This is a genomic window from Micromonospora sp. IBHARD004, assembly GCF_052814115.1.
This window is the reverse complement of sequence record NZ_CP199934.1, coordinates 2,207,348-2,226,042: the sequence shown is the minus strand read 5'-3', so window position 1 is coordinate 2,226,042 and position 18,695 is coordinate 2,207,348. Positions and strand designations below refer to the sequence as shown.

At 69.4% G+C, this 18,695-nt stretch carries 15 protein-coding genes; 10 read left to right on the top strand and 5 right to left on the bottom strand.

Translation table 11 applies throughout. The features are described from left to right. The first annotated feature begins 14 nt into the window (after nt 1–14). Nucleotides 15–662 carry a hypothetical protein gene (locus ACTWO6_RS10840; RefSeq protein ID WP_446219494.1) on the top strand — a complete coding sequence of 216 codons (648 nt, stop codon included), beginning with the start codon at nt 15–17 and terminating at the stop codon, nt 660–662. 12 nt (nt 663–674) lie between these two features. Here ACTWO6_RS10840 and ACTWO6_RS10835 read toward each other — a convergent pair whose 3' ends face one another. Both ACTWO6_RS10835 and ACTWO6_RS10830 read right to left on the bottom strand, forming a co-directional pair. Continuing rightward, nucleotides 675–1,601: an SAM-dependent methyltransferase gene (locus ACTWO6_RS10835; protein WP_446219493.1), complete on the bottom strand. Its 927-nt coding sequence runs from the start codon at nt 1,599–1,601 to the stop codon at nt 675–677. 321 nt (nt 1,602–1,922) lie between these two features. Then, nucleotides 1,923–2,072, bottom strand: a complete 150-nt coding sequence (locus ACTWO6_RS10830) for a DUF1737 domain-containing protein (RefSeq protein WP_446219492.1) — start codon at nt 2,070–2,072, stop codon at nt 1,923–1,925. Nucleotides 2,073–2,200: 128 nt separating this feature from the next. On the opposite strand from ACTWO6_RS10830, the gene ACTWO6_RS10825 reads away from it, so the two are divergent. The 7 genes from ACTWO6_RS10825 to ACTWO6_RS10795 all read left to right on the top strand — a co-directional run bounded on the left by ACTWO6_RS10825 (nt 2,201) and on the right by ACTWO6_RS10795 (nt 11,054). Beyond that, the gene (locus tag ACTWO6_RS10825; protein WP_446219491.1) at nt 2,201–2,995 is read left to right on the top strand and encodes a hypothetical protein; all 795 of its coding nucleotides are present in this window, start codon (nt 2,201–2,203) and stop codon (nt 2,993–2,995) included. A 612-nt stretch (nt 2,996–3,607) separates the two neighbouring features. After that, entirely contained in the window at nt 3,608–4,189 is a 582-nt protein-coding gene (locus ACTWO6_RS10820) for a hypothetical protein (protein ID WP_446219490.1), read from the top strand. 455 nt (nt 4,190–4,644) lie between these two features. Continuing rightward, entirely contained in the window at nt 4,645–4,788 is a 144-nt protein-coding gene (locus ACTWO6_RS10815) for a putative quinol monooxygenase (RefSeq protein WP_446219489.1), read from the top strand. Continuing rightward, the gene (locus ACTWO6_RS10810) at nt 4,788–4,943 is read left to right on the top strand and encodes a hypothetical protein (protein WP_446219488.1); all 156 of its coding nucleotides are present in this window, start codon (nt 4,788–4,790) and stop codon (nt 4,941–4,943) included. The genes ACTWO6_RS10815 and ACTWO6_RS10810 overlap by 1 nt, the downstream gene beginning before the upstream one ends. A 215-nt stretch (nt 4,944–5,158) precedes the next feature. Further along, nucleotides 5,159–7,351, top strand: coding sequence for an FUSC family protein (locus ACTWO6_RS10805; RefSeq protein ID WP_446219487.1), 2,193 nt, complete (start codon nt 5,159–5,161; stop codon nt 7,349–7,351). Between the two features lie 277 nt (nt 7,352–7,628). After that, nucleotides 7,629–8,609, top strand: coding sequence for an LCP family protein (locus ACTWO6_RS10800; protein ID WP_446219486.1), 981 nt, complete (start codon nt 7,629–7,631; stop codon nt 8,607–8,609). Between the two features lie 1,113 nt (nt 8,610–9,722). Continuing rightward, entirely contained in the window at nt 9,723–11,054 is a 1,332-nt protein-coding gene (locus ACTWO6_RS10795) for an aminotransferase class V-fold PLP-dependent enzyme (protein ID WP_446219485.1), read from the top strand. Nucleotides 11,055–11,295: 241 nt separating this feature from the next. Here ACTWO6_RS10795 and ACTWO6_RS10790 read toward each other — a convergent pair whose 3' ends face one another. The 3 genes from ACTWO6_RS10790 to ACTWO6_RS10780 are packed head-to-tail and all read right to left on the bottom strand — an operon-like array spanning nt 11,296 to nt 16,353. Further along, the gene (locus ACTWO6_RS10790) at nt 11,296–14,052 is read right to left on the bottom strand and encodes an alkaline phosphatase family protein (protein WP_446219484.1); all 2,757 of its coding nucleotides are present in this window, start codon (nt 14,050–14,052) and stop codon (nt 11,296–11,298) included. A gap of 4 nt (nt 14,053–14,056) precedes the next feature. Beyond that, on the bottom strand, nt 14,057–15,415 hold the full coding sequence (locus ACTWO6_RS10785; protein WP_446219483.1) for an ABC transporter permease: 1,359 nt from the start codon (nt 15,413–15,415) through the stop codon (nt 14,057–14,059). Further along, on the bottom strand, nt 15,412–16,353 hold the full coding sequence (locus ACTWO6_RS10780; protein ID WP_446219482.1) for an ABC transporter ATP-binding protein: 942 nt from the start codon (nt 16,351–16,353) through the stop codon (nt 15,412–15,414). Before ACTWO6_RS10780 ends, ACTWO6_RS10785 begins: the two co-directional genes overlap by 4 nt. Nucleotides 16,354–16,633: 280 nt before the next feature. On the opposite strand from ACTWO6_RS10780, the gene ACTWO6_RS10775 reads away from it, so the two are divergent. Further along, nucleotides 16,634–16,885, top strand: coding sequence for a hypothetical protein (locus ACTWO6_RS10775; RefSeq protein WP_446219481.1), 252 nt, complete (start codon nt 16,634–16,636; stop codon nt 16,883–16,885). Between the two features lie 306 nt (nt 16,886–17,191). Further along, nucleotides 17,192–18,256 carry a hypothetical protein gene (locus ACTWO6_RS10770; protein WP_446219480.1) on the top strand — a complete coding sequence of 355 codons (1,065 nt, stop codon included), beginning with the start codon at nt 17,192–17,194 and terminating at the stop codon, nt 18,254–18,256. Nucleotides 18,257–18,695 lie beyond the last annotated feature (439 nt).

The following is an 18,695-nucleotide window of genomic DNA, read 5'->3' as shown; positions in this document are numbered from 1 at the left end:
TCGACACGGTCATCGTGACATCACGCGTCGCGAGCCCAAGTGACCTGGCTGCGCTGGCGAAGGTTCACGAGACCATGCCAGCCAAGCCGCACTTGGACGGCGTGTACCTCGATCAGGCGACGTTCGAGGAGTTCCCCATTGATCCTCGCGTGGTTCCGTTCGTAGTCAATGGCGAGCCTCGCACCGACAAGCCATGCGGCGAATTGACTCCTGTGCTCTGGCTGACCCTGCAGCGGTACGGAATCCGGGTTCGCGGGCCGGAGGTCGACGAACTCGGCATACACGTCGACTCAGCGGCGCTGCGCCGGTACAACCTTGAGAACCTTCGTGACTACTGGAAGCCAGCGGCCCCAAACATCTATCAGCACGTTGCCGAGCTACCCGCAGACACCCCTGTGGATGCTAACGCCGTAGCGTGGTGCGTCCTCGGTCCAGCCCGGCTGCACTACACGCTCGCCTACGAAGACATCACCTCGAAGGCCGGCGCCGCAGCGCACCTTGCCGAGATCTTCCCCGAATGGAAAGCCTTAGCCCACCGGGCAGTCCGGTGGCGCACCAGTCAAGAGGAGTCGTTCACCGCGCCGGACATGCGGGAAGTCGCCCGCAGCATCGATGCCGTAACTGACGACGCTTGGAAGCGCTGGGGCGACCAGATCGCCTGAGCCGTAAGGCATTCACAGCCTCATGGGGCAGCCAGTTGCGGTCGACGTAGTGCGGAACGTCTGTCGCGCCGGTAGGCCGCTGCCGAGCAACCAACGCGCGCTCATCGGCATTGCCACGCTCATCGCGGCAGAAGCGCGCAGTCGCTTGGTCTTGCGGGGGCTTCGAGGTGATCGAAGCCCCCGCTTTGACTGTCGGCGCCGCATCAGTGCGAAGACCCCCCAGCCAAGGTAGGGCCGCAGGTAACGGACGTACCGCAGCGGGGCGGTATCAAGCTCGATACGAAACTCGCCAGCCAGTTCATCGTGCGGATTCGCGTTGAGCCAGTTGCGCACGGTGATCCACTGAGCGGCGACGTACCGGTCCCAGCTGTCCTCGTCGGCGAGCACCATCTCGACCAGGTCCCACCCCAGCTGTCCGAACAGCTCGACGAGGCCGGGCAGGTCACGGTAATCCTCTGCGGCGGAGGCGTGGCACCCTTCCACGGTTGCCTGATCTGGTGGGGTCGCTTTCCAGAACGGCTCGCCGACGAGCAGCATCCCTCCCGGGCAGATACTGCGCTGCAGTTGAGCAATGGTGCCGGCGATGCCGCCGCCGATCCAGGTGGCCCCGATGCAGGCGGCGACGTCGACGGGTGTGGCTGCCACGTACCCGGCGGCGTCGCCGTGCCGGAACATGACCCGGTCGCCGACACCGAGTTCGACGGCACGGGCTCGGGCGTCGCCGATCGAGACCGTGCTGATGTCGATTCCGGTACCGATGATGCCGTGGTCACGGCTCCAGGTGCACAGCATCTCCCCACTGCCGCAGGCGAGGTCGAGCACGCTCATCTCTGTCTGCAGGCCGATGGCCTGGCCTAGCGTGGCGAGCTTTTCGGCGGTGAAGGGGTTGTGGATGCGGTGGTTACGTTCCCGGATGGTGAAGTTGCGCGGAAGATCCACTTCTAGAGTTCCTCACGTCGATGCTGCGGATGGTGACAAGGCCAACGCGGATTGACGTGACGGACACACGCATAAAATGCCTCCAAGGTCATGCGAGGCCAGAAGGTAGGTGCTCCGGAGGCTGCGGTCAACGGGATATTGCCGGTGCCTCCACGCCGCGGTTCGATCCTCCGCAGAGCTGGGCCGGGGCGCACTCATCTCGGCACGACCACGCGATCAGCGGCAATTTAGAGCGTTGGAGGGTCGAGACGAGGCTCCTGGCAGGCGTCGTAAGCGCTCATTCCTCTGCGTTGCTCGGCCAGACAGAAGCCTGTGCGACGTTCACTCGCTCCCGTTGAATGTGAGTGCCGGGCCGCCATAGAGGTGGAACCCGACGTCAAGGGCCTCACTGACCCGACGGCGAAACGTCCCGTCGTCAGGTCCGGTCAGGACGCGGTAGCGCGGCAGGCCCTCGGGTGGCTGGTCGATCATGGCGCAAGCCTGCCAGATGAACTTCGGACTGCTCGCGAACGAACCGATCAGCGGCAGATGTGTGCGCCCCAAGCGCGTCGGCGGTTGTTAAAGTCGACGCCTTAATCGGCAGGAGGGCGGCGCAGGACATGCGGGTGACGATGACGAGCGCTGCGGGACGGACTGGCCACGCGAACGAGGACTTCACTGGCGCCGTACCGACGGCAGCGGTGCTCATCGACGGCGCCGGCATCTCCGGCACCGAATCGATCTGCCGACACGGCGTGGCCTGGTACGCCAGCCGCCTGGGAGGCAGCCTCCTCAGCCTCTTGTCACTCGTGCGGGACCGCAGCCTTTCGGCGCTGCTCGCCGAGGCCATCAGGCAGGTGACGGACGATCACCGGGACACCTGCGACGTCGCCGACCCCATCAGTCCGTCGGCGACCGTAGCCATCCTGCGCCTGTCCGACGGCCTCATCGAGCACCTGGTGCTCGGTGACTCGGTCCTCGTGCTCGACCGAGCAGACGGTGCGCCGCTCGTCGTCTCCGATCCCCGGGAGGTGATCATCAGCCGGTCGTACCGGTCCGCGCTCGAGGCCGCCGCCGAGGGTAGCGACGAGTACCACCGAGTCCTCCGAGACTTGCGCGCCAATCGGAACCAGCCGGGCGGCTTCTGGCTGGCCAAGGACGACCCGCGGGCGGCAGACGAGGCGATCACCGGAAGCTGTCCGATCTCCGAGCTGGCCGGTGCCGTCCTGCTCAGCAATGGAGCCAGCCGCATCGTGGACCGGTTCCGGCTCGCCGACTGGCCAGGGGTCATGGCCGTCCTAGCGTCGAGCGGACCCGCCGAAATCATCCATCGTGTCCGCCAGGCGGAGGCGCGCCACGCGGTGGCGGCGGACGATGCGACGATCGCACACTGTACCGACCTCGGCGAGGCCTGACCGTCGCCAGCGGAGCGCACTCTCACCGGTCTCCTCCCCCGGGCCGCCGCCTTTCCCGACCGAGGAGAAGGGCGTGCGGCGGGAGCACGCCGGGGCACCGAACCTCAGCCCAGATGTCTGAACCACTGTCGGCGAGGCGGTGTGCGCGGACCCGGGCGGCCAGGTGCGGTGGCGGATCGACTTCGGGCCACGTCGCGGTAGTGCGGCCTGGACGGATCTACGGCCTGGTCATCGACCACGAGGGGACATCCAACTCCGTCCCACTCCTCAGCGCCGACAACTGCTCCACCTCACCCTCAACATCGCCTGCGGGATCGTGCTGATGTCCCAGGCGTCCGACGCCGCACGGGCCATCACCGGAACGAGCGCGGTGACCGCGGCCGAGCTGCTACATCGGTTGGGCCGGGAGGCTCTCCTGGGAGTCGCGGCTCGCAGATCGCCTATCACGGCCCGCTGTCCCCCGAGGGAAGAGTTGGATCCTGGCAATCGGCACCCGCCGTCCGTGGTTACCTGGCACCGGGTCGCGCCCCACTTCACGAGCTGTTAAGAAAAATACGCTATCTGGGGGATTTATTTGACCAAACCATCATCACCTGCCTTGCGGGGGCCACCGTGCTGGCCGCCGTGATCGGCCTGTGGTCTGCCGCACCAGCGCGGGCTGGGGGTGGCACGACGATCAACATCGATCCGGCGGACACCGGCACGACGGCGGCCGCGTTCGGCACTCACACGTGCGACCCGAACCTCGGTGGTGGCCCCTTCCAGGCCGAGGACGTCTGGGTCTTCGCCCTGCCGGCTGCGAAGCAGCAGGGCACCTTCACCTCACTGACCATCGAGTTCGCCACGGAGGGTGGCCCCGTCACGGAGACCATCACGACCACGCCTGCCGCTGACCGCGCGATCGTCGGCGACAGGGCGTGGATCAGGACGCCAGCCGGCCCGTCCGCAACCGGCGATCTGGTGGATCCGTTCGCCCTCACCAACGCCACGGCGGTGATCACGGGCACCGACGGAACATTCGACCTGGCGCAGACCTGCCCGGCGACCGGCGGGACACCTAGCCCCAGCCTGCCGGTGACCGACGCGGGAATCTCCGGCCCAACGCTCGGCAAGCTCACTGCGGTGGGCGGCAGTCTCATCGTGGTCGGCCTCGTACTGCTTCTCGCGCAACGGCGTCGTCGCTACGTCGCATGACCTGAGCCGGTTCATCCGAACACCGGGGTTCTGCCCGGCAGGGCCGGGTCAGCCGACTGGATCTGCCGCTGGCCGGCGCCCGAGAGCTTGGGTGCCGGCCAGGGACTGTCGTCCGAGTTATCTCCCACCTCGCCATCTCGGCCCCGACATCACGCAGGTCAGGCCGAGGGCAATCCTGGCCAAATCGGCTCAGGGCCGGGTGGGCTTCCGTACGCTGCGCTGAGTGAAATGGGCACGTTCCTTCGTCGCGCTGGCGGCGACCCTGACAGTTGCGGCGTGCGATGCCGCCCGGACCCCGCCGGCCGGTGCGCCCATTGGTCGGGCCCTCACGCGCAGCGTCGGGCAACGTCAGCTATGGATCTGGTGGCTGCGCCCATGCTGAGCCGTGCGCGGCCGCTCTCCAGCCCGGACACCAGACCGGACCGGCCCGAGCGACCGCGAACTCCCCCGCCCAGGTGACCCTCGTTCCGTTCTTCACCAGCAAGCCGGGTGCGGTCGACGAGGTGCATCGGGCCCACCTCGCGATGGTGGAGCCGACCCGGGCCGAGCACGGCTGCCTCGACTACGACCTGTACCAGTCCGGGAGGACCCGTCGTTGATGTTCTTCTACGAGAACTGGACCGACCAGGAGGTGCTCGCCAAGCACATGAACAAGCCGAACTTCTACCGGTATGTTCGGGGCGAGGTGGACGGGAGCTTGGTGGTCCCTTGGACCGCGCACGTGATGGCGATGGTCAGCCAGCCCTCCAGCTAGACCAGCCGGGCGGCTTCGGAGTCCCGGCCCTGGGCCTGCTCGGCGCCGGACGCGGGCCCACCCGGGTGGGAGCATCCCGGTCGGCCTGCTGCCACAGTTCGACGGCACCGATCATGTTCGCGCACCAACCGGCCGACGCAGGCGCTCCGCTTGCGCTCGCCTAGCGGGGACCGGACCGGGCTGGCCGTCACAGTCAACTTGTTCGGGGGCAGGACATGCGGTTGGGACGGAGTGTCCTCGGCTGGCTCCGCCGCCGGGACCCGGGATACCGGACAGGTCGCCGGGCGGCGCGGCTGACCCTCGTCGCCTCCGTCAGCTTCTACGGCTGCCGGTACGGTCTGGGCAGCACCGTTCTGGCGACGTACGCGTTGTTCGCCACGGTCGCTACCGGCGAGTTCGCCCAGTTGCCGGGCGACGCGTCCCAGCGAGCGCGCACGCTGCTCGCCGCACTGCCGATGGCGTGGGTGCTGGTGGCCATCGGCACCGTCCTGGCCTGGAGCACCTGGGCCGCGGCGGCCGGCATGCTGGTCGTCGGGTTCGCCGTGGCGTTCGCCGGCGTCGGCGGCCCGCGCCTGGTCGGGCTGGCCAACGCGTTCCAGCTCTTCTACATCCTGGCCTGCTTCCCGCCGTATCAGCCCGGGACGCTTCCGGCCCGGTTGGCTGGTCTGACGCTGGGCATCGTGCTCGTGAGCCTCGCCGAGGTGGCGCTGTGGCCCGACCCGGCACCGGTCGCCTTTCCGCACCGCCTGGGCGACGCGGCGAGGGGGGTCGCCGCGTTCCTCGAGGGAATCGCGGACGTGATGTCCGGGCAGCAAGGTGCAGACGCGGAGGTGGCGCGGCGCCACACTCGGGCCATCCGTGCGGTCGAACAGGTGCGGATACTGCAGCTACCCCCTACCCAGCGGCCCATGTCCGCCAGCGTGCGGGACCGTGCGTTGCGAGACGCTGCCGCCGCCGTACACGAGATGCTCGCGCTCGCCGAGTCGCTCGCGACCGAACGGGGGACAACCGAGACCAGGGACGCCGACGCGGCGCGGCTGCTGCGGCAGTCCGCAGCATCGATCCGCTCCTCCGGCGACATCGCGCTCGGGGAAGCCCAGGCAGCCGGCACGGACGACCACCTTGATGCCGCGGGCGCCGCACTCGAAAGGCGGCGGGCCCGGGCGGGGCAGCGGGCCGACGCCATTCGTCTGCGCGTAGACGCCATCGTTCAGGCAGTGGTCGAACAGGCCGGCATCTTCGCGACCGCCGCGCGGGTGGCTGGTGGCTTCCGGACGAGGCAGGCCACCGAGCGTCCGGCCACCGGTCCCGACCAGTTCTGGTACGCCCGGCGCAGCGTCCTGTCGTTGTACTGGCAGCAGTTTCGCGCGCACCTCACCCCACGCTCGGTGTATTTCGAGGGAGCCGTCCGGCTTGCCGTGGCTCTCGCCGCCGCCCGCATCATCGCCGGAACGTTCAACCTGCTCCACGGCTTCTGGGTGCTTCTCGCCATCCTCACTCTCCTGCGGACCTCGGGCGCGGACACCCGCACCACGTTGCGTCCCGCACTGGTCGGCACCCTCATCGGTGCAGTCGCCGGCGGCCTGCTGCTCCTCAGTTCTCCACCGCCCGAGATCTACGCGGCGCTGCTGCCGATCAGCATGGTGCTGGCGTTCGGCGTGGGCCCTCTGCTGGGCATGGGCTGGTCGCAGGCCATGCTGACACTGCTGCTCATCTTCGTCTTCGCCCAGCTCACGCCGGCGAATTGGCAGCTGGTCGGGGCCCGTCTGGTGGATGTCCTGATCGGTGCGGCGGTCGGTGTTCTTGCCGGGTTGCTGATGTGGCCCCGCGGCGCCAGCAGCGAACTGCGGCGCAACGCTGCCGCCTACCTCGGGTCTGCTGCGGAGGCCATCGCACAAACCGTGCAGGTACTCGCGGGGAAAGACCGAAGGCCCGGGGCGCTCGACGCCGCGCGTCGAGGGAAGATCCTCACCGACGCATCCTTCGCCCAGTACCATTTCGAGCGCCACGATCCGCGGATGTCGTATGTGGACTGGGAGGTCGTACTGATCGCCGGGAACCGCATCCTGCAGGGCGCAGAGGCGCTTCTCGTCCGCGATCGGCCCGGCGTTCTGGCGTCCTGGCCCGAGTCCGCAGCCCAGCTCGTCGGCTGGGCCCAGCGACTGCGGTCCGCTTACGCCGACCTGGCCAGACAGTTGCCGCAGGGGCAGATCCGCCGCCCCGTCGCCCCGCCGGCGGCTGCCCCGGACATCGTCGACCGCGTCGACGAGAGCATCCGGAGCGGCGAGACCCGGCCCGAGGTCCTGCGCCCGGTCGAGGTCGACGTCTGGCTTGCCGGCCTCACTGGCCACATCGCGCGGATCCAGTCACCACCGACGATGCCGGCGGGACATCGGCAGAAGACCTAGACGACGTCCTGCCCATCCCGGCTGAGGCAGGTGGCCTGGCGTCGCCGCAAAATGCGGTCCGCTCGGGCGAGCCGTCCTGGTTGCGGGGATGTCCGCACGCCTGTCCCGATCGCGGTCGCCATGTCACAGGCGAGACGCACTGCGCCCGTGATCACTCCAAGCAGCCTCCCAGCTTGGCTTATTACTTTGGGTGACGATCGGGCGACCGGATGGCGTCCGGCTGAGGCGTGAGGGGCTGGAGCGGGTGCAACAAAGATCACGACGGATTGTGGTGGCCGTGCTGGCGGCACTGCTGGTGCTGGGCGGCGGCGCGGCCTTCGCCATCGGGGCGTACGGCCGTTCGCTCAACGACAACCTGGCCCGCGCGGACGCCTTCGCCGGACTGCCGGCCGACGCTCGCCCGACGCAGCCGGTCACCGGCGCCATGAACGTGCTGCTGCTCGGCAGCGACTCCCGCGACCCGGACACGACCGCGAGCTCGCGGACCGACACGATCATGCTTCTGCACCTCGAAGCCGACCACAAGAAGGCTGAGGTCATCTCGATCCCTCGGGACACCTGGGTCTTCGTCCCCAAGTCGACCGACGGTCGACACGGGAACACCATGGCGAAGATCAACTCCGCGTACGCCTGGGGCGGCACGCCGCTCATGGTCCAGACCGTGGAGACCTTCACCGGCGTTCACATCGACCACGTCGGACTGGTCGACTTCGCCGGTTTCGAGCAGGTGGTCAACGCCTTGGGCGGCGTGGATCTGAAGATCGAGAAGACCATCACGTCGATTCACCCGCCGTACCGGACCTTCGACAAGGGCACCCACCATCTGAACGGCGCGGAAGCGCTCGACTACGTACGCCAGCGCTACCAGTTCGCCGACGGCGACTTCAGCCGGGAACGGCACCAGCGAGAGTTCCTCCAGGCACTGCTCGACCGGGCGGCGAGCCTCGGCACGTTGGCCAACCCGGTCAAGCTCAACTCCTTCCTCCAGGCCGTCACCAGGTCGGTCACCGTCGACAAGGACTTCGACCTGGTCGACGTCGCGCTGGAACTGCGGGACCTGCGCAGCACGGACCTGACCTTCCTGGGCAGCCCGAGCGCGGGGACCGGCACCAGGAGTGGGCAGAGCGTGGTGCTGTCGGACACTGCCCGGGCGGGGGCGCTCTTCCAGGCGGTCGCCCACGACACGGTCCAGGAGTACGTGCGGGGAAGCGAGGGCCCGACACCGTCCCCGACCCACTCCGCCAACACCCGCCTCTAGTGCGGTCTTCACGAGCGCTCACCGGTCGGGGTGGCTGTGGTGGATCCTCGTCGACAGGGCGCCCCGGCCGCCTCGTCCTGCCGCTCTGCGTGCCGGGCCGGGCGGAGCGACAGCGGCCAGTCAGCTCGCAGCCGGGGCCGGCTTGAGCGCCTTGCACGCCTCCCGCGCCGCGCTGGCCGTCGGATCACTCGCCTCCGGGGTGGCGCCGCGCTGCACTCCGTGGTCCGAGAGGCAGTGGGCGTACGCCGGGTTCGTTCCCGACCCGCTGCCAGGGCCGTTGCCGTCACGGGCGCGACCCGGGCCGCCGCTGGGCAGTGCCGAACGGCAGGCCTCCTGAGCCTTCTGCCAGGTCGCGTCGTCGACACCCCGACGGGCGGAGCCCCGCGAACCCACCGGGCTGGCCGCCGCCCGGGCGGCCCGACGCGGCCGGGAACGGGGCGCCCGAGGGGCGGCCGGGCGGGCGGCCGGATGGCCGGCCGGACGGGCGCACGGTGGGCAGGTTGTCGGGCGCAGGCGGGGCGGACCGCCGGGTGGGGTTTCAGCGGCCCCGCGTGGCCCGGCAGATCTCCACCGGCGGAGCCGGTGCGCCGTCGACCGGCGCCCGGTCCTCCGGCATGCCGCCGATCCCGCCGGCCGCGATCCGGTCCAGGGTGGCCAGTCCAGCTTCGTCGGTGCCGAAGACGGTCTAGTTGGGGCGCAGCACCGGCGATGCGTGCGGGCATTGCGCCGGGTTACCTGATGGGCCTGGCGTCGGTCAGGAAATCGCCTCTTCATCGGCGCCGGCACAACGGTGCGCACAGTCGATCTCGGGCACCTCGGCCCCGCCACCGAATGGCCGGTCCGCCAACCCGTCAACGGCCTCGTGCTGACCCCCGACGGTCACCGCCTCTACGTAGGTCAGACCGATGCCGTGCGCTGGCACGATCCCGCCACCGGCACCGAACTCGGCCGCGCCGCCGTACCCGGCCTATGCCTACATGGCCTGGCCGGACACGCCTGACCCACCTCGTGCGTCCCGCTCTCGTGGCAGGGGGCCATCCGACCACTCGTGCAGCTCAAGCGGCCTTGAGCGCGAGCGCCTCGGTGACCTGTACGTGACGTTGACGATGAACGATGAGCGGTATGCAGTTCACCCGACGGACCCTGCTCGGCGCCACCGCGGCAGCCGGAGTGACCGGTCTGGCCACCGGCTGTGAGCCGGACCGGCGGGAATCCGGTGCTCCACCGGCCGACGGCCCGGCGAGCGCCGCACCGCCCTTCGACCCGGCGAGCTGGGACAGCGTGCGCGCACAGTTCGCGCTCGACCGCAGCCGGGCGCACCTGGCCACCTTCGTCTTCTCGGCACACCCCGCACCGGTCCGCGCCGCCGTCGCCGCGCACCGGGACGGGCTCGACCGGGATGCGATGGGCTACCTGGGCGCCAACGAGCAACGGCTCGACGAAGCTGTGCTCGAGGCGGCCGCCGACCACCTCGACACCCGCCCGGACCAGATCGCCCTGACCGATTCGACCACGATGGGCCTCGGCCTGCTCTACACCGCGGTACGGCTACGGCCCGGCGACGAGGTGCTGACCACCGAGCACGACTTCTACGCCACGCACGAGTCGTTGCGGCTGCGGGCCGAGCGGGACGGGGTGACCGTCCGCCGGGTGCGCCTCTACCGGGACCCGGCGGTGACCACCGTTGACGAGGTGGTCGCCAACCTCTCGGCGGCGGTCACCACCCGAACCAGGGTCGTCGCGCTCACCTGGGTGCACTCCAGCACCGGGGTGAAGCTGCCGATTCGGCAGCTCGCCAAGGCGGTTCGCGCGCGCAGCCCGGAAGCGCTGGTCTGCGTCGACGGGGTGCACGGCTTCGGCGCCGAGGCGGTGACCCCGGCCCATCTCGGCTGCGACGTCCTGGTCTCCGGCTGCCACAAGTGGCTGCTCGGGCCGCGTGGCACCGGACTCGTCTGGGGCAGTGAGCGGGCGTGGGGCCGGATGACGCCGGTGATCCCCACCTTTGACGGGCGCAGCATCGGCCACTGGCTGTTCGGACGTGTGGGCGGCCCGGCGCCGCCCGCGGGACCCGCGCACACGCCGGGTGGTTACCACAGCTTCGAGCACCGGTGGGCGCTGGCCGAGGCGTTCGAGTTCCACCGACGGATCGGGCCGGAGCGGGTCGCCGCGCGGACCCGCGAACTGGCCGACCGGCTCAAGGACGGCCTGGCCGGCATTCGCGGGGTGCGGCTGGTCACCCCGCGCTCGTCCGAGCTTTCCGCCGGCGTCGTCTGCTGCGACGTGACCGACGTGCCGGTAGGTGAGGCAGTAGGACGGCTGCACGCCGCGGGCGTGATCGCCAGCAGCACGCCGTACCGCCCCTCCTACCTGCGATTCGGAGCGACCATCGCCAACAGCGAGGCGGATGTCGACTCGGCACTACGGGCGGTTCGGGGGCTGGTCTGAGCGCTGCTATGCGCCAGCATCCCCGTCAGGGTCACACACGCCTGCGGGACCGCCCGGTGCGCGGCAGATTGGTACGTCGGCTCTGGGAATGCCTCTGGGGACGTGCTACGCGTCAGGCCCGATCAGCAGGCCACCGCCCGTGTGGACGGGGACCTCGAGGTGCGTGCCACACAGGGACAGAAGAGGCCCCTGGCCAGCGGTGACGCCGGTCAGGGGCCCCCTTGACGCGATCAGGCCTACGTCAGCCGTCGGACTCCGACGACGGGAGGTAGGCGCCCGGCACGTCCTCCGGCGCGAAGATCTTGTCCTCGCCGGGGTACGGCTTCGTCCACTCGTGCGTCTCGTACCACGTGAAGTGGTTCATCTGCGCGGGGTTCGCGAAGTCGGGCTTGGCGTCGGGCCCGGTCAGCCGCTGGTGCGACTTCCACTCGTCCCACTGCGCCGCCACCCGCTGCTTGTCCGCCGGCACCTTCCCCGACGGTGCGGCCGCGGCGTTCGGGTTCTGCGGCGCGGGGGTGTCCAGGCCGCAGGCAGGCGGGGTCTTCAGACCCGCGGTCAGCGAGGTCCGGTTGGGCAGCGCGGTGAACGGCGTGAAGTCCGCGTTCTGGGTGAACGCCACACGCATCGGGCTGGCCGCGCTGTCCTTCTGGTTCATCGGGTGGATCCCGAGGATCTGCTCGATCGTCCGGATCATCGTGATCTGCGTGTAGTAGTGGCTGTCGACGACGCCGTGCCGGGCCCAGGGGCTGATGATCTGGATCGGGGCACGGTGGCCGTCAACGTGGTCGAGGCCGGCCTGGGAGTCGTCCTCGACAACGAAGATCGCCGAGTCCTTCCAGTACGGGCTGTGCGAGATCGTGTCGACGATCTTGCCGACCGCGAGGTCGTTGTCCGCAACCTGAGCGGCCCCGTTCGGCGGACCACCGGTGTGGTCGCTGGAGAGCCAGAACATGTTCAGGTTCGCCAGCCCGTTCTTCTCAAAGTCACGCTTCCAGATCTCGTACCGGTAGATGTCCGGGACACCGGTGTCGAACTTCGGGAAGCCGTGCACCGACACGTTGTTGAGCGACGGGATCGGCGAGGACGAGACCATGGGGTAGGCGGTGTCCTGTCCGGTCGCCGCCATGTTCTTGGTGTCGCAGTACAGGTTCTGCCAGCTCGCGCCGGCCGGCTTGGTCAGGAACTGATGGAACTCGCCGAAGTTCCGCACGGTCTTTCCGGCCGCCTGCGCACCGGTCCAGAGGAAGCCGGTCCGCTGGTGGCCGAGAGCGTCGTCCTCCGTGTCGTAGCTGCGGATGTACTCACCGGCCGAGGACTCGGTGTACTCCGGGTTGTCGGCCTGCATCAGCCAGTTGTGACCCTCGGCCGAGTTCGTGCCGACGTCGTACGTGTTGTCGTACAGCCCGAACTGCTGCGCCATCGCGTGCTGGTTCGGCGTCACGTTCTCGCCGAACTGCGCCAGCGACGGGTCGCCGTTGCCACGCGGGACGTCACCGAAGACCTGGTCGTAGGTCCGGTTCTCCTTGACGATCAGGAAGACATGGTTGATCGTCGAGGGGTCACCGAGCCGCAGCGGGACCGGCACCGGCTTCGCGTCGCCCGTGCCCTCGGTCAGCGTGACCGAGCCGCCGTGCCAGCCGTTCTGGCTGAAGACCTTGCCGGTCTCGGACTTGATGACATCGTCGCTGGGCAGCGTGAACCGCTGCAGGCTCGACGTCGTGTCGTGGGTGCCGTGCGCGGCGCTGTTGGTGGGGCGGCGGGCGTCGATACCACGGGTGTTGGAGACCAGCACGTCGTTGCCGACGGTGGTGATCTCCGCGGGGAAGTAGTCCGTCGGGAGCAGGCCGACGTAGCTGACCGGCTCCAGCGGGGTCGTGTACCGGTAGACGGCGACCGCGTTGGCGCGGCCGAGCGTCACCAGCAGGTGACCGTCGTCGGTGAGCGTCACCGCGTCGGGCTCGTAGCCCACCGTCGCCTCCGGCCACGGCTGGGTGGCGATGGTCTGGACGACCTTGTTACTCGCGGTGTCGATCACCGACACGTCGTTGGTGGCGGTGTTGGTGACGAACAGCGCCCCGTTCTTGGCGTACAGGGCGGTCGGGTGCAGACCGACGTCGATGCTCGTGACGGCGGCAGCCGGGTTCGCCAGGTCGATGACGCTGACCGTGCCGGTGGTGGTGGCAGCGGTCACCGGGTCGGCCGGCACCGGGGTGTTGTAGGAGTTGATCGTGGTGTCGCCGGGCTTGGCCGGACGGCCGCCCTCGTTGCTGACGTAGAGCTTGCCGCCAACCATGATCATGTCGCGGGGCGCGTTGCCCACGGCCCAGCTCTGCTGGATGGCCCCGGTCGCCGCGTTGATGGCGACCACCCGGTTCTGGCCGTTGACGGCGGAGTACACGGTGGAGCCGTCGGGCGAGAACACCGCCTCGCCCACCAGCGCGCGCTTGGGCCCGTCCTGCGGGATCCGGATGAGCGTCGGGTTGGCGAGGGTGCCGTCCGGGTTCACGGTGAACGTGCGGTAGCCGTCGGCCTGGCCCAGCCACAGCTGCGAACCGTCGGGCGAGTACGTGGGGCCTTCCTGGCCCACGTCGTTGCCGCTGATGCGCAGGTTCGCCGCCGCGTTGTTGCCGACGAGTTGCTGCACCTTCCAGTTTTTCAGGTCCACGATGGCGAGCGCCATCCCACCGTCGGCGACCGAGGCCGCGACGTGGGTGCCGTCCGGGCTGACCGAGGACGACATGATCTTGCCGTTGTTGATGACGAGGCGATCGCCGATCGGGTTGAGGTACTGGTCGCTGGATACGACCAGGCCCTGGTCGGTGGTCTGGCCGACCTGGTCGGTGCCGAACTGGTGCGTCTGGGCGAAACCGATGCCGGGGCCCGCGACGACGACGACAGCGGCGGTGCCTGCCGCTACAAGGGGTATCCGGTGACCGATGCGTCGACCGAAAAGGCCGGAATGGTCCTTTTCGACACGCCGACGGCGTGTTACTTGCATGGACTTATCCCTTCGGGCTGGTGGGAAGCAGTTCGACGTTGCCGTCGAACTGCCAGAGCGGGTTCGGCGCGTCCCCGGTCGGGGTCCGCACCAGGAAGTAGCCGTTCACTTCCTTCGGTCCGTCGCCATCGGCCACGAACCGCCCGTCTGCGGTGACGTCGAGCTGGTAGATGGCCGTCCCGGTGGCCTCGACGTCGGGGAGATGCCAGGAGATGACGCAACGCCAGTCGTTGCCCGGCCCCTGGGCCGCGACCTTGCCGCCGCCCTTGTTGCACGTCGCCGTGGCCTTCAGCTGCGCTTCGGTGACGTCGGGGCGGTTGAGCTGCTCGGTCTGCATGCGGTAGAGGTGGGCGAACGCCGTGGCGACCGAGCGCTGCACTTTGTCCTGCTCGATCCCGGAGCCCGTGGCCGAGGTCGTCCCGGCGACGACCGCGACCGTCACGGCGACCAGCCCGACGAGCGGCAGGACTCCGGCGGTGACCGCGCGGCGCCCCGAGCCGTCGTAGGTCGGGTTGGTGAAGTCGCGGCGCAGGAAAAGCAGGTAAGCCAGCGCTGTCGCGGTCACGGCCCACATCAGGCTGACCACGATGCCGATCAGGAGCGGGCCGAGCTGTGCCGGGCTGGTGAACAGACCGTTCCAGGCGATGAAGGCGTAGCCGGGCAGGGCGAGGCGTACGGCGACGGGGAGCGGCAGCATCTGGGCGAGCTGCATCGCGAGCGCGACGAGCGCGGGCAGCAGCAGTCCCATCGGGGACCGCCCCAGCGCGACGGACCCGAGTAGTCCGATCGCGGCGAGGGCCAGGGTCGGGGCGAGTACGCAGACCCAGGCGAGCAGGACCTTCCCGGCGGCGTCCGCCGGCGTCAGCAGGTGGCCGTCGAGGCCGACCAGGCGCTGGTTGCCGACCGCCACGACCCCGCCGGCCGCGCTGGAACAGGCCAGCCCGGCTACGAGCAGCAGGATGACGGTGAGGCTGGACAATGCCTTCGCCGCGAAGATCCGTCGAGGCGACCGGACCGCCACGAGCAGGTGGCGCCAGGTGCCGAGCCGGTCCTCGGAGGCGAACACGTCGCCGGCGACCACCGAGGTCAGCAGCGGGAGCGCCCAGGTGCCCGCGAAACCGAGCATCACCAGCGGTCCGGCCCACCCCGTGGCGTGCATCCAGCGACCGAAGAGGGTGTCGACGGGCAGCGAGCTCTGCTGGCTCACCGCGGCGACGAAGAGCGCCGGCGCGATCCAGCAGGCGAGGACCAGCAAGCGGATCCGCCATTGCGAGACCAGCTTGACCAGCTCGAAGCGGTAGCCGCGCGCCACCGAGACGCGGCGGGCACCGGCAGCGTGGTCGTCGGCGATGGTCGCGGTCATCGGCTGGCCTCCTGCTGCTCGGTGAGGGCGAGGAACGCGGCCTCGAGCGGCGACACCACGGGTGCGAGCTCGCGCACCGCGATGTCCGCGTGCACGAGCCGCACCACCAGTTCGTCGAGGGCGGGCACCAGCGCGCGCACGACGAGCACCGCGGCGTCGTGCCGTGCCCCGGCGTCGTCGACGATGCGGATCCCGGCCGTGTCGACAGCCAGCCGGCGGGCGGCCTGCGGGTCGGAGGTGAGCAGCCGGTAGTCGAGTTCACGGTTCTCGGCGGCCAGCTTGCTCAGCGGGCCGGAGAAGACGACCCGTCCGGTGGCGACGATGGTGACCTCGGAGCACAGTGCCTCGAGGTCGTCCATGCGGTGGCTCGAGAGCACGACGCTGGTTCCGTCCGTCGCGAGCCGGGTGAGGATACGGTGTACGTGTTTTTTGCCGGCCGGGTCGAGGCCGTTGGAAGGTTCGTCGAGCACGAGCAGCCGGGGCTTGGTGAGCAGGGCGGCGGCGAGCCCGAGCCGCTGACGCATGCCGAGGGAGAAGCCGCGGGCCCGGTCGTCGGCGACATCGGTGAGCCCGACCTGGTCGAGCACGTCGTCGATCCCCGTTGTCCGCGCGTTGCGGCCGCGGAGAGCGGCCAGCGCGGCGAGGTTCTGCCGGGCGGTGAGCGAGGGATAGAGGCCGGGCCCGTCCACGAAGCCGGCGACACCATCCGGTGCGGCGAGCACCCGCCCGACCGGCGTACCCAGGATCTCGAGGCGGCCGCTGTCGGCGACGGCCAGGCCCAGCAGGAGGCCGAGCAGTGTCGTCTTGCCGGCGCCGTTCGGCCCGACGAGGCCGTGGATCTGCCCCTGCGCCACATCCAGATCGATGCCGTCGAGTGCGACGACGTCGCCGAAACACTTGGTGATCCCGCGAGCCCGGATTGCGAGGAGTGCGTCCATGAGCCCCTTCTTTCGTAGCCTTAAGCAACTTAGGGACGGCAAACAACGCAGGCAGGAACAGCTGGCTGAACGTTCATGGAACGGGAGACGGCCGGCATCCCAGGGCCCGGAGTAGTCCGCGAGCCGGCACCAGCCAGGCAGGAAGCAGCGGAGCCTGACCACTTCGGATCCGCCGAAGAGGTCACCAGGCGAGAAGTCCTGGTCAGCGTCTCGCCCGTGAGATCCGCGTTCAACCAGCTAGGACAGTTCTCGACGCCCAAGCGGCGCAGCGCCGCTGCAGATGCCGTTGTACATCCCGACGTCCGTGCTGACCCTCCGCCCAGCGTCTACGACGGAGCTCCGCTTCGACCTCGACCTACGCGCGTTGTCCGACGGGAGCAACAAGCTGAGGACGCTGCTTGACCTCACCGAGGAACTCTGGTCGGAGACGCGGCTCACCGGGCCGTTCCTGATGGCCCCGCAAGCCGACCCGGCCCGGCCGGTACTCGCATTGCAGGGGCTGGGCGGTGCCCGCCTACGCCTGCTGGACTGACAGCGAGGATGTACGAGACACTTCGGGCTCGTTGCCCGCGCGGAACCGGTCGCAGGAGATTCGGGGCGGCCATCCGGTCCGGCCCGGTCCACCGGTGGTTGATGAATCAGCGGGGAGTGCCTGCGCCACGTGGTTCACCGGCGCTTCGGAACCCACCGGCGGACCGCAGGTCGTTCGCCGGCGCGGGCATGATCCGCCGAACGTTCGCTCAGCAGCCGTTTCGCGGCAATCCACCGTGCCGGAGTTGTGCAGCTGCGTCTACCTACGCTGCGGTCGATCATCCCCAGCACGACTGGAGCCTCAGATATGCGAAGCATTTGGCGAAGTGCGATCGCGGCGGCCGCAGCCGCTGCGGTCGTGACTGGCTTGATGGGCGCAGGCAGCGCGTACGCAGACCATGACGATCACGAGGATGGACACGCGAACGGCCGTTCGTACACGGTCGGGCTTTTCGGTGACGTGCCGTACGGCGCCTCCGGACGGATCGAGTACCCGCGTCTGATCGCGGACATGAACGACGCTAACCTCGCGTTCTCGATCTTCGATGGCGACCTCAAGGCGGGCGGCGACGGCGCCTGCACAGATGCGCTGTACACGCAGTCGCTGGAGTGGTTCAACAGCTTCGACCGCCCGGTGGTCGCCCTACCAGGCGACAACGACTGGACGGACTGCTGGGGCCGCTACGGCCCGGCCACCGGGGGCTTCGACCCGCTCGAGCGACTCGACCACGAGCGGCAGGTCTTCTGTCCGACCGATCAGAGCCTTGGGCGTCACACGATGACGGTGCGGCGGGAAAGCGAGGAACCCGGCTACGAGAAGTACCGGGAGAACGTTCGTTTGGTCGAAGGTCCGGTGATGTTCATCGGCCTCAACGTCCAAGGCTCCAACGACAACCTGCCGCACGCGGGTGTCGACGGCGAGAACCGGCCGGCAAGCGAGATCGCGCGGATGGCTGCCGAGCACCAGGAGCGTGAGGCGGCCAACATCCACTGGCTGTCGGAGTCCTACGCGGAGGCCAAGCGGCTGGGGCTGAAGGGCGTACTCGTGGACTGGCAGGCCGACCCGAACTTCAACAACGAGCAGAAGCTGCAGCCCGCACAGTACGACGGCTTCAGCGGGATCCTCCCCGAGCTGCGCAGGCAGGTCCTCGCGTTCCCGGGCCAGTCTGCGCTCGTGCACGGTGACAGCCACTACTTCAAGGAGGACAAGCCGCTGAAGTACGACAACGGCCAGGTCGTGGCGAATTTCACCCGGGTTGAGACGTTCGGCGACGGCAACACCCACTGGGTGGCCGTGACTATCGACCCGAACGACCCGAACCTGTTCGAGTTCAGCCCGAGGATCGTGGCCGCCAACGTGAACGACCGCTGAGCCGCGACGGGACGAGGACCCCGGCGGCAGGTGAACGGGCCCGCGTCAGTGGACGCGGGCCCGTTCAGCTTTGCCGCTGCTCGGTGGAGCGGTCCAGCTTGTCCTTGACCAACCGGAACCGGGACAGCCGGATCACCCCCTTGAGCGCATCTGGCCAAGCCGGACCGGACAGCGCGGGAGATCGCCGACGACCTGGGCGCCACGCCCAGCCGGATAGGGGACGCGGTGGCCCGGTTGGTGGAACTGGGCGTGCTGCGAAGAGAACGACACGGCCAGTACCGGCCGGTCAGCCCGCGGACCGCGTTGAGCGCACTGCTCGCCAAGCGCCGAGCCGATTCCGAGGCGCGTTCGCCGCGCTGGGGGACGCGGTCGATGACCTGGCAAGTGAGTACCGCGCCAGCCGACTGCAGGGGGCTCCGACCGAGCTGGTGGAGGTGAT

Coding starts and splice junctions, on each gene's coding strand:
- ACTWO6_RS10770 (WP_446219480.1), top strand. CDS start 17,192: ATGCGAAGCATTTGGCGAAGTGCGATCGCGGCGGCCGCAGCCGCTGCG.
- ACTWO6_RS10780 (WP_446219482.1), bottom strand. CDS start 16,353: ATGGACGCACTCCTCGCAATCCGGGCTCGCGGGATCACCAAGTGTTTC.
- ACTWO6_RS10810 (WP_446219488.1), top strand. CDS start 4,788: ATGTTCTTCTACGAGAACTGGACCGACCAGGAGGTGCTCGCCAAGCAC.
- ACTWO6_RS10805 (WP_446219487.1), top strand. CDS start 5,159: ATGCGGTTGGGACGGAGTGTCCTCGGCTGGCTCCGCCGCCGGGACCCG.
- ACTWO6_RS10825 (WP_446219491.1), top strand. CDS start 2,201: ATGCGGGTGACGATGACGAGCGCTGCGGGACGGACTGGCCACGCGAAC.
- ACTWO6_RS10830 (WP_446219492.1), bottom strand. CDS start 2,072: ATGATCGACCAGCCACCCGAGGGCCTGCCGCGCTACCGCGTCCTGACC.
- ACTWO6_RS10785 (WP_446219483.1), bottom strand. CDS start 15,415: ATGACCGCGACCATCGCCGACGACCACGCTGCCGGTGCCCGCCGCGTC.
- ACTWO6_RS10775 (WP_446219481.1), top strand. CDS start 16,634: ATGCCGTTGTACATCCCGACGTCCGTGCTGACCCTCCGCCCAGCGTCT.
- ACTWO6_RS10795 (WP_446219485.1), top strand. CDS start 9,723: ATGAGCGGTATGCAGTTCACCCGACGGACCCTGCTCGGCGCCACCGCG.
- ACTWO6_RS10790 (WP_446219484.1), bottom strand. CDS start 14,052: ATGCAAGTAACACGCCGTCGGCGTGTCGAAAAGGACCATTCCGGCCTT.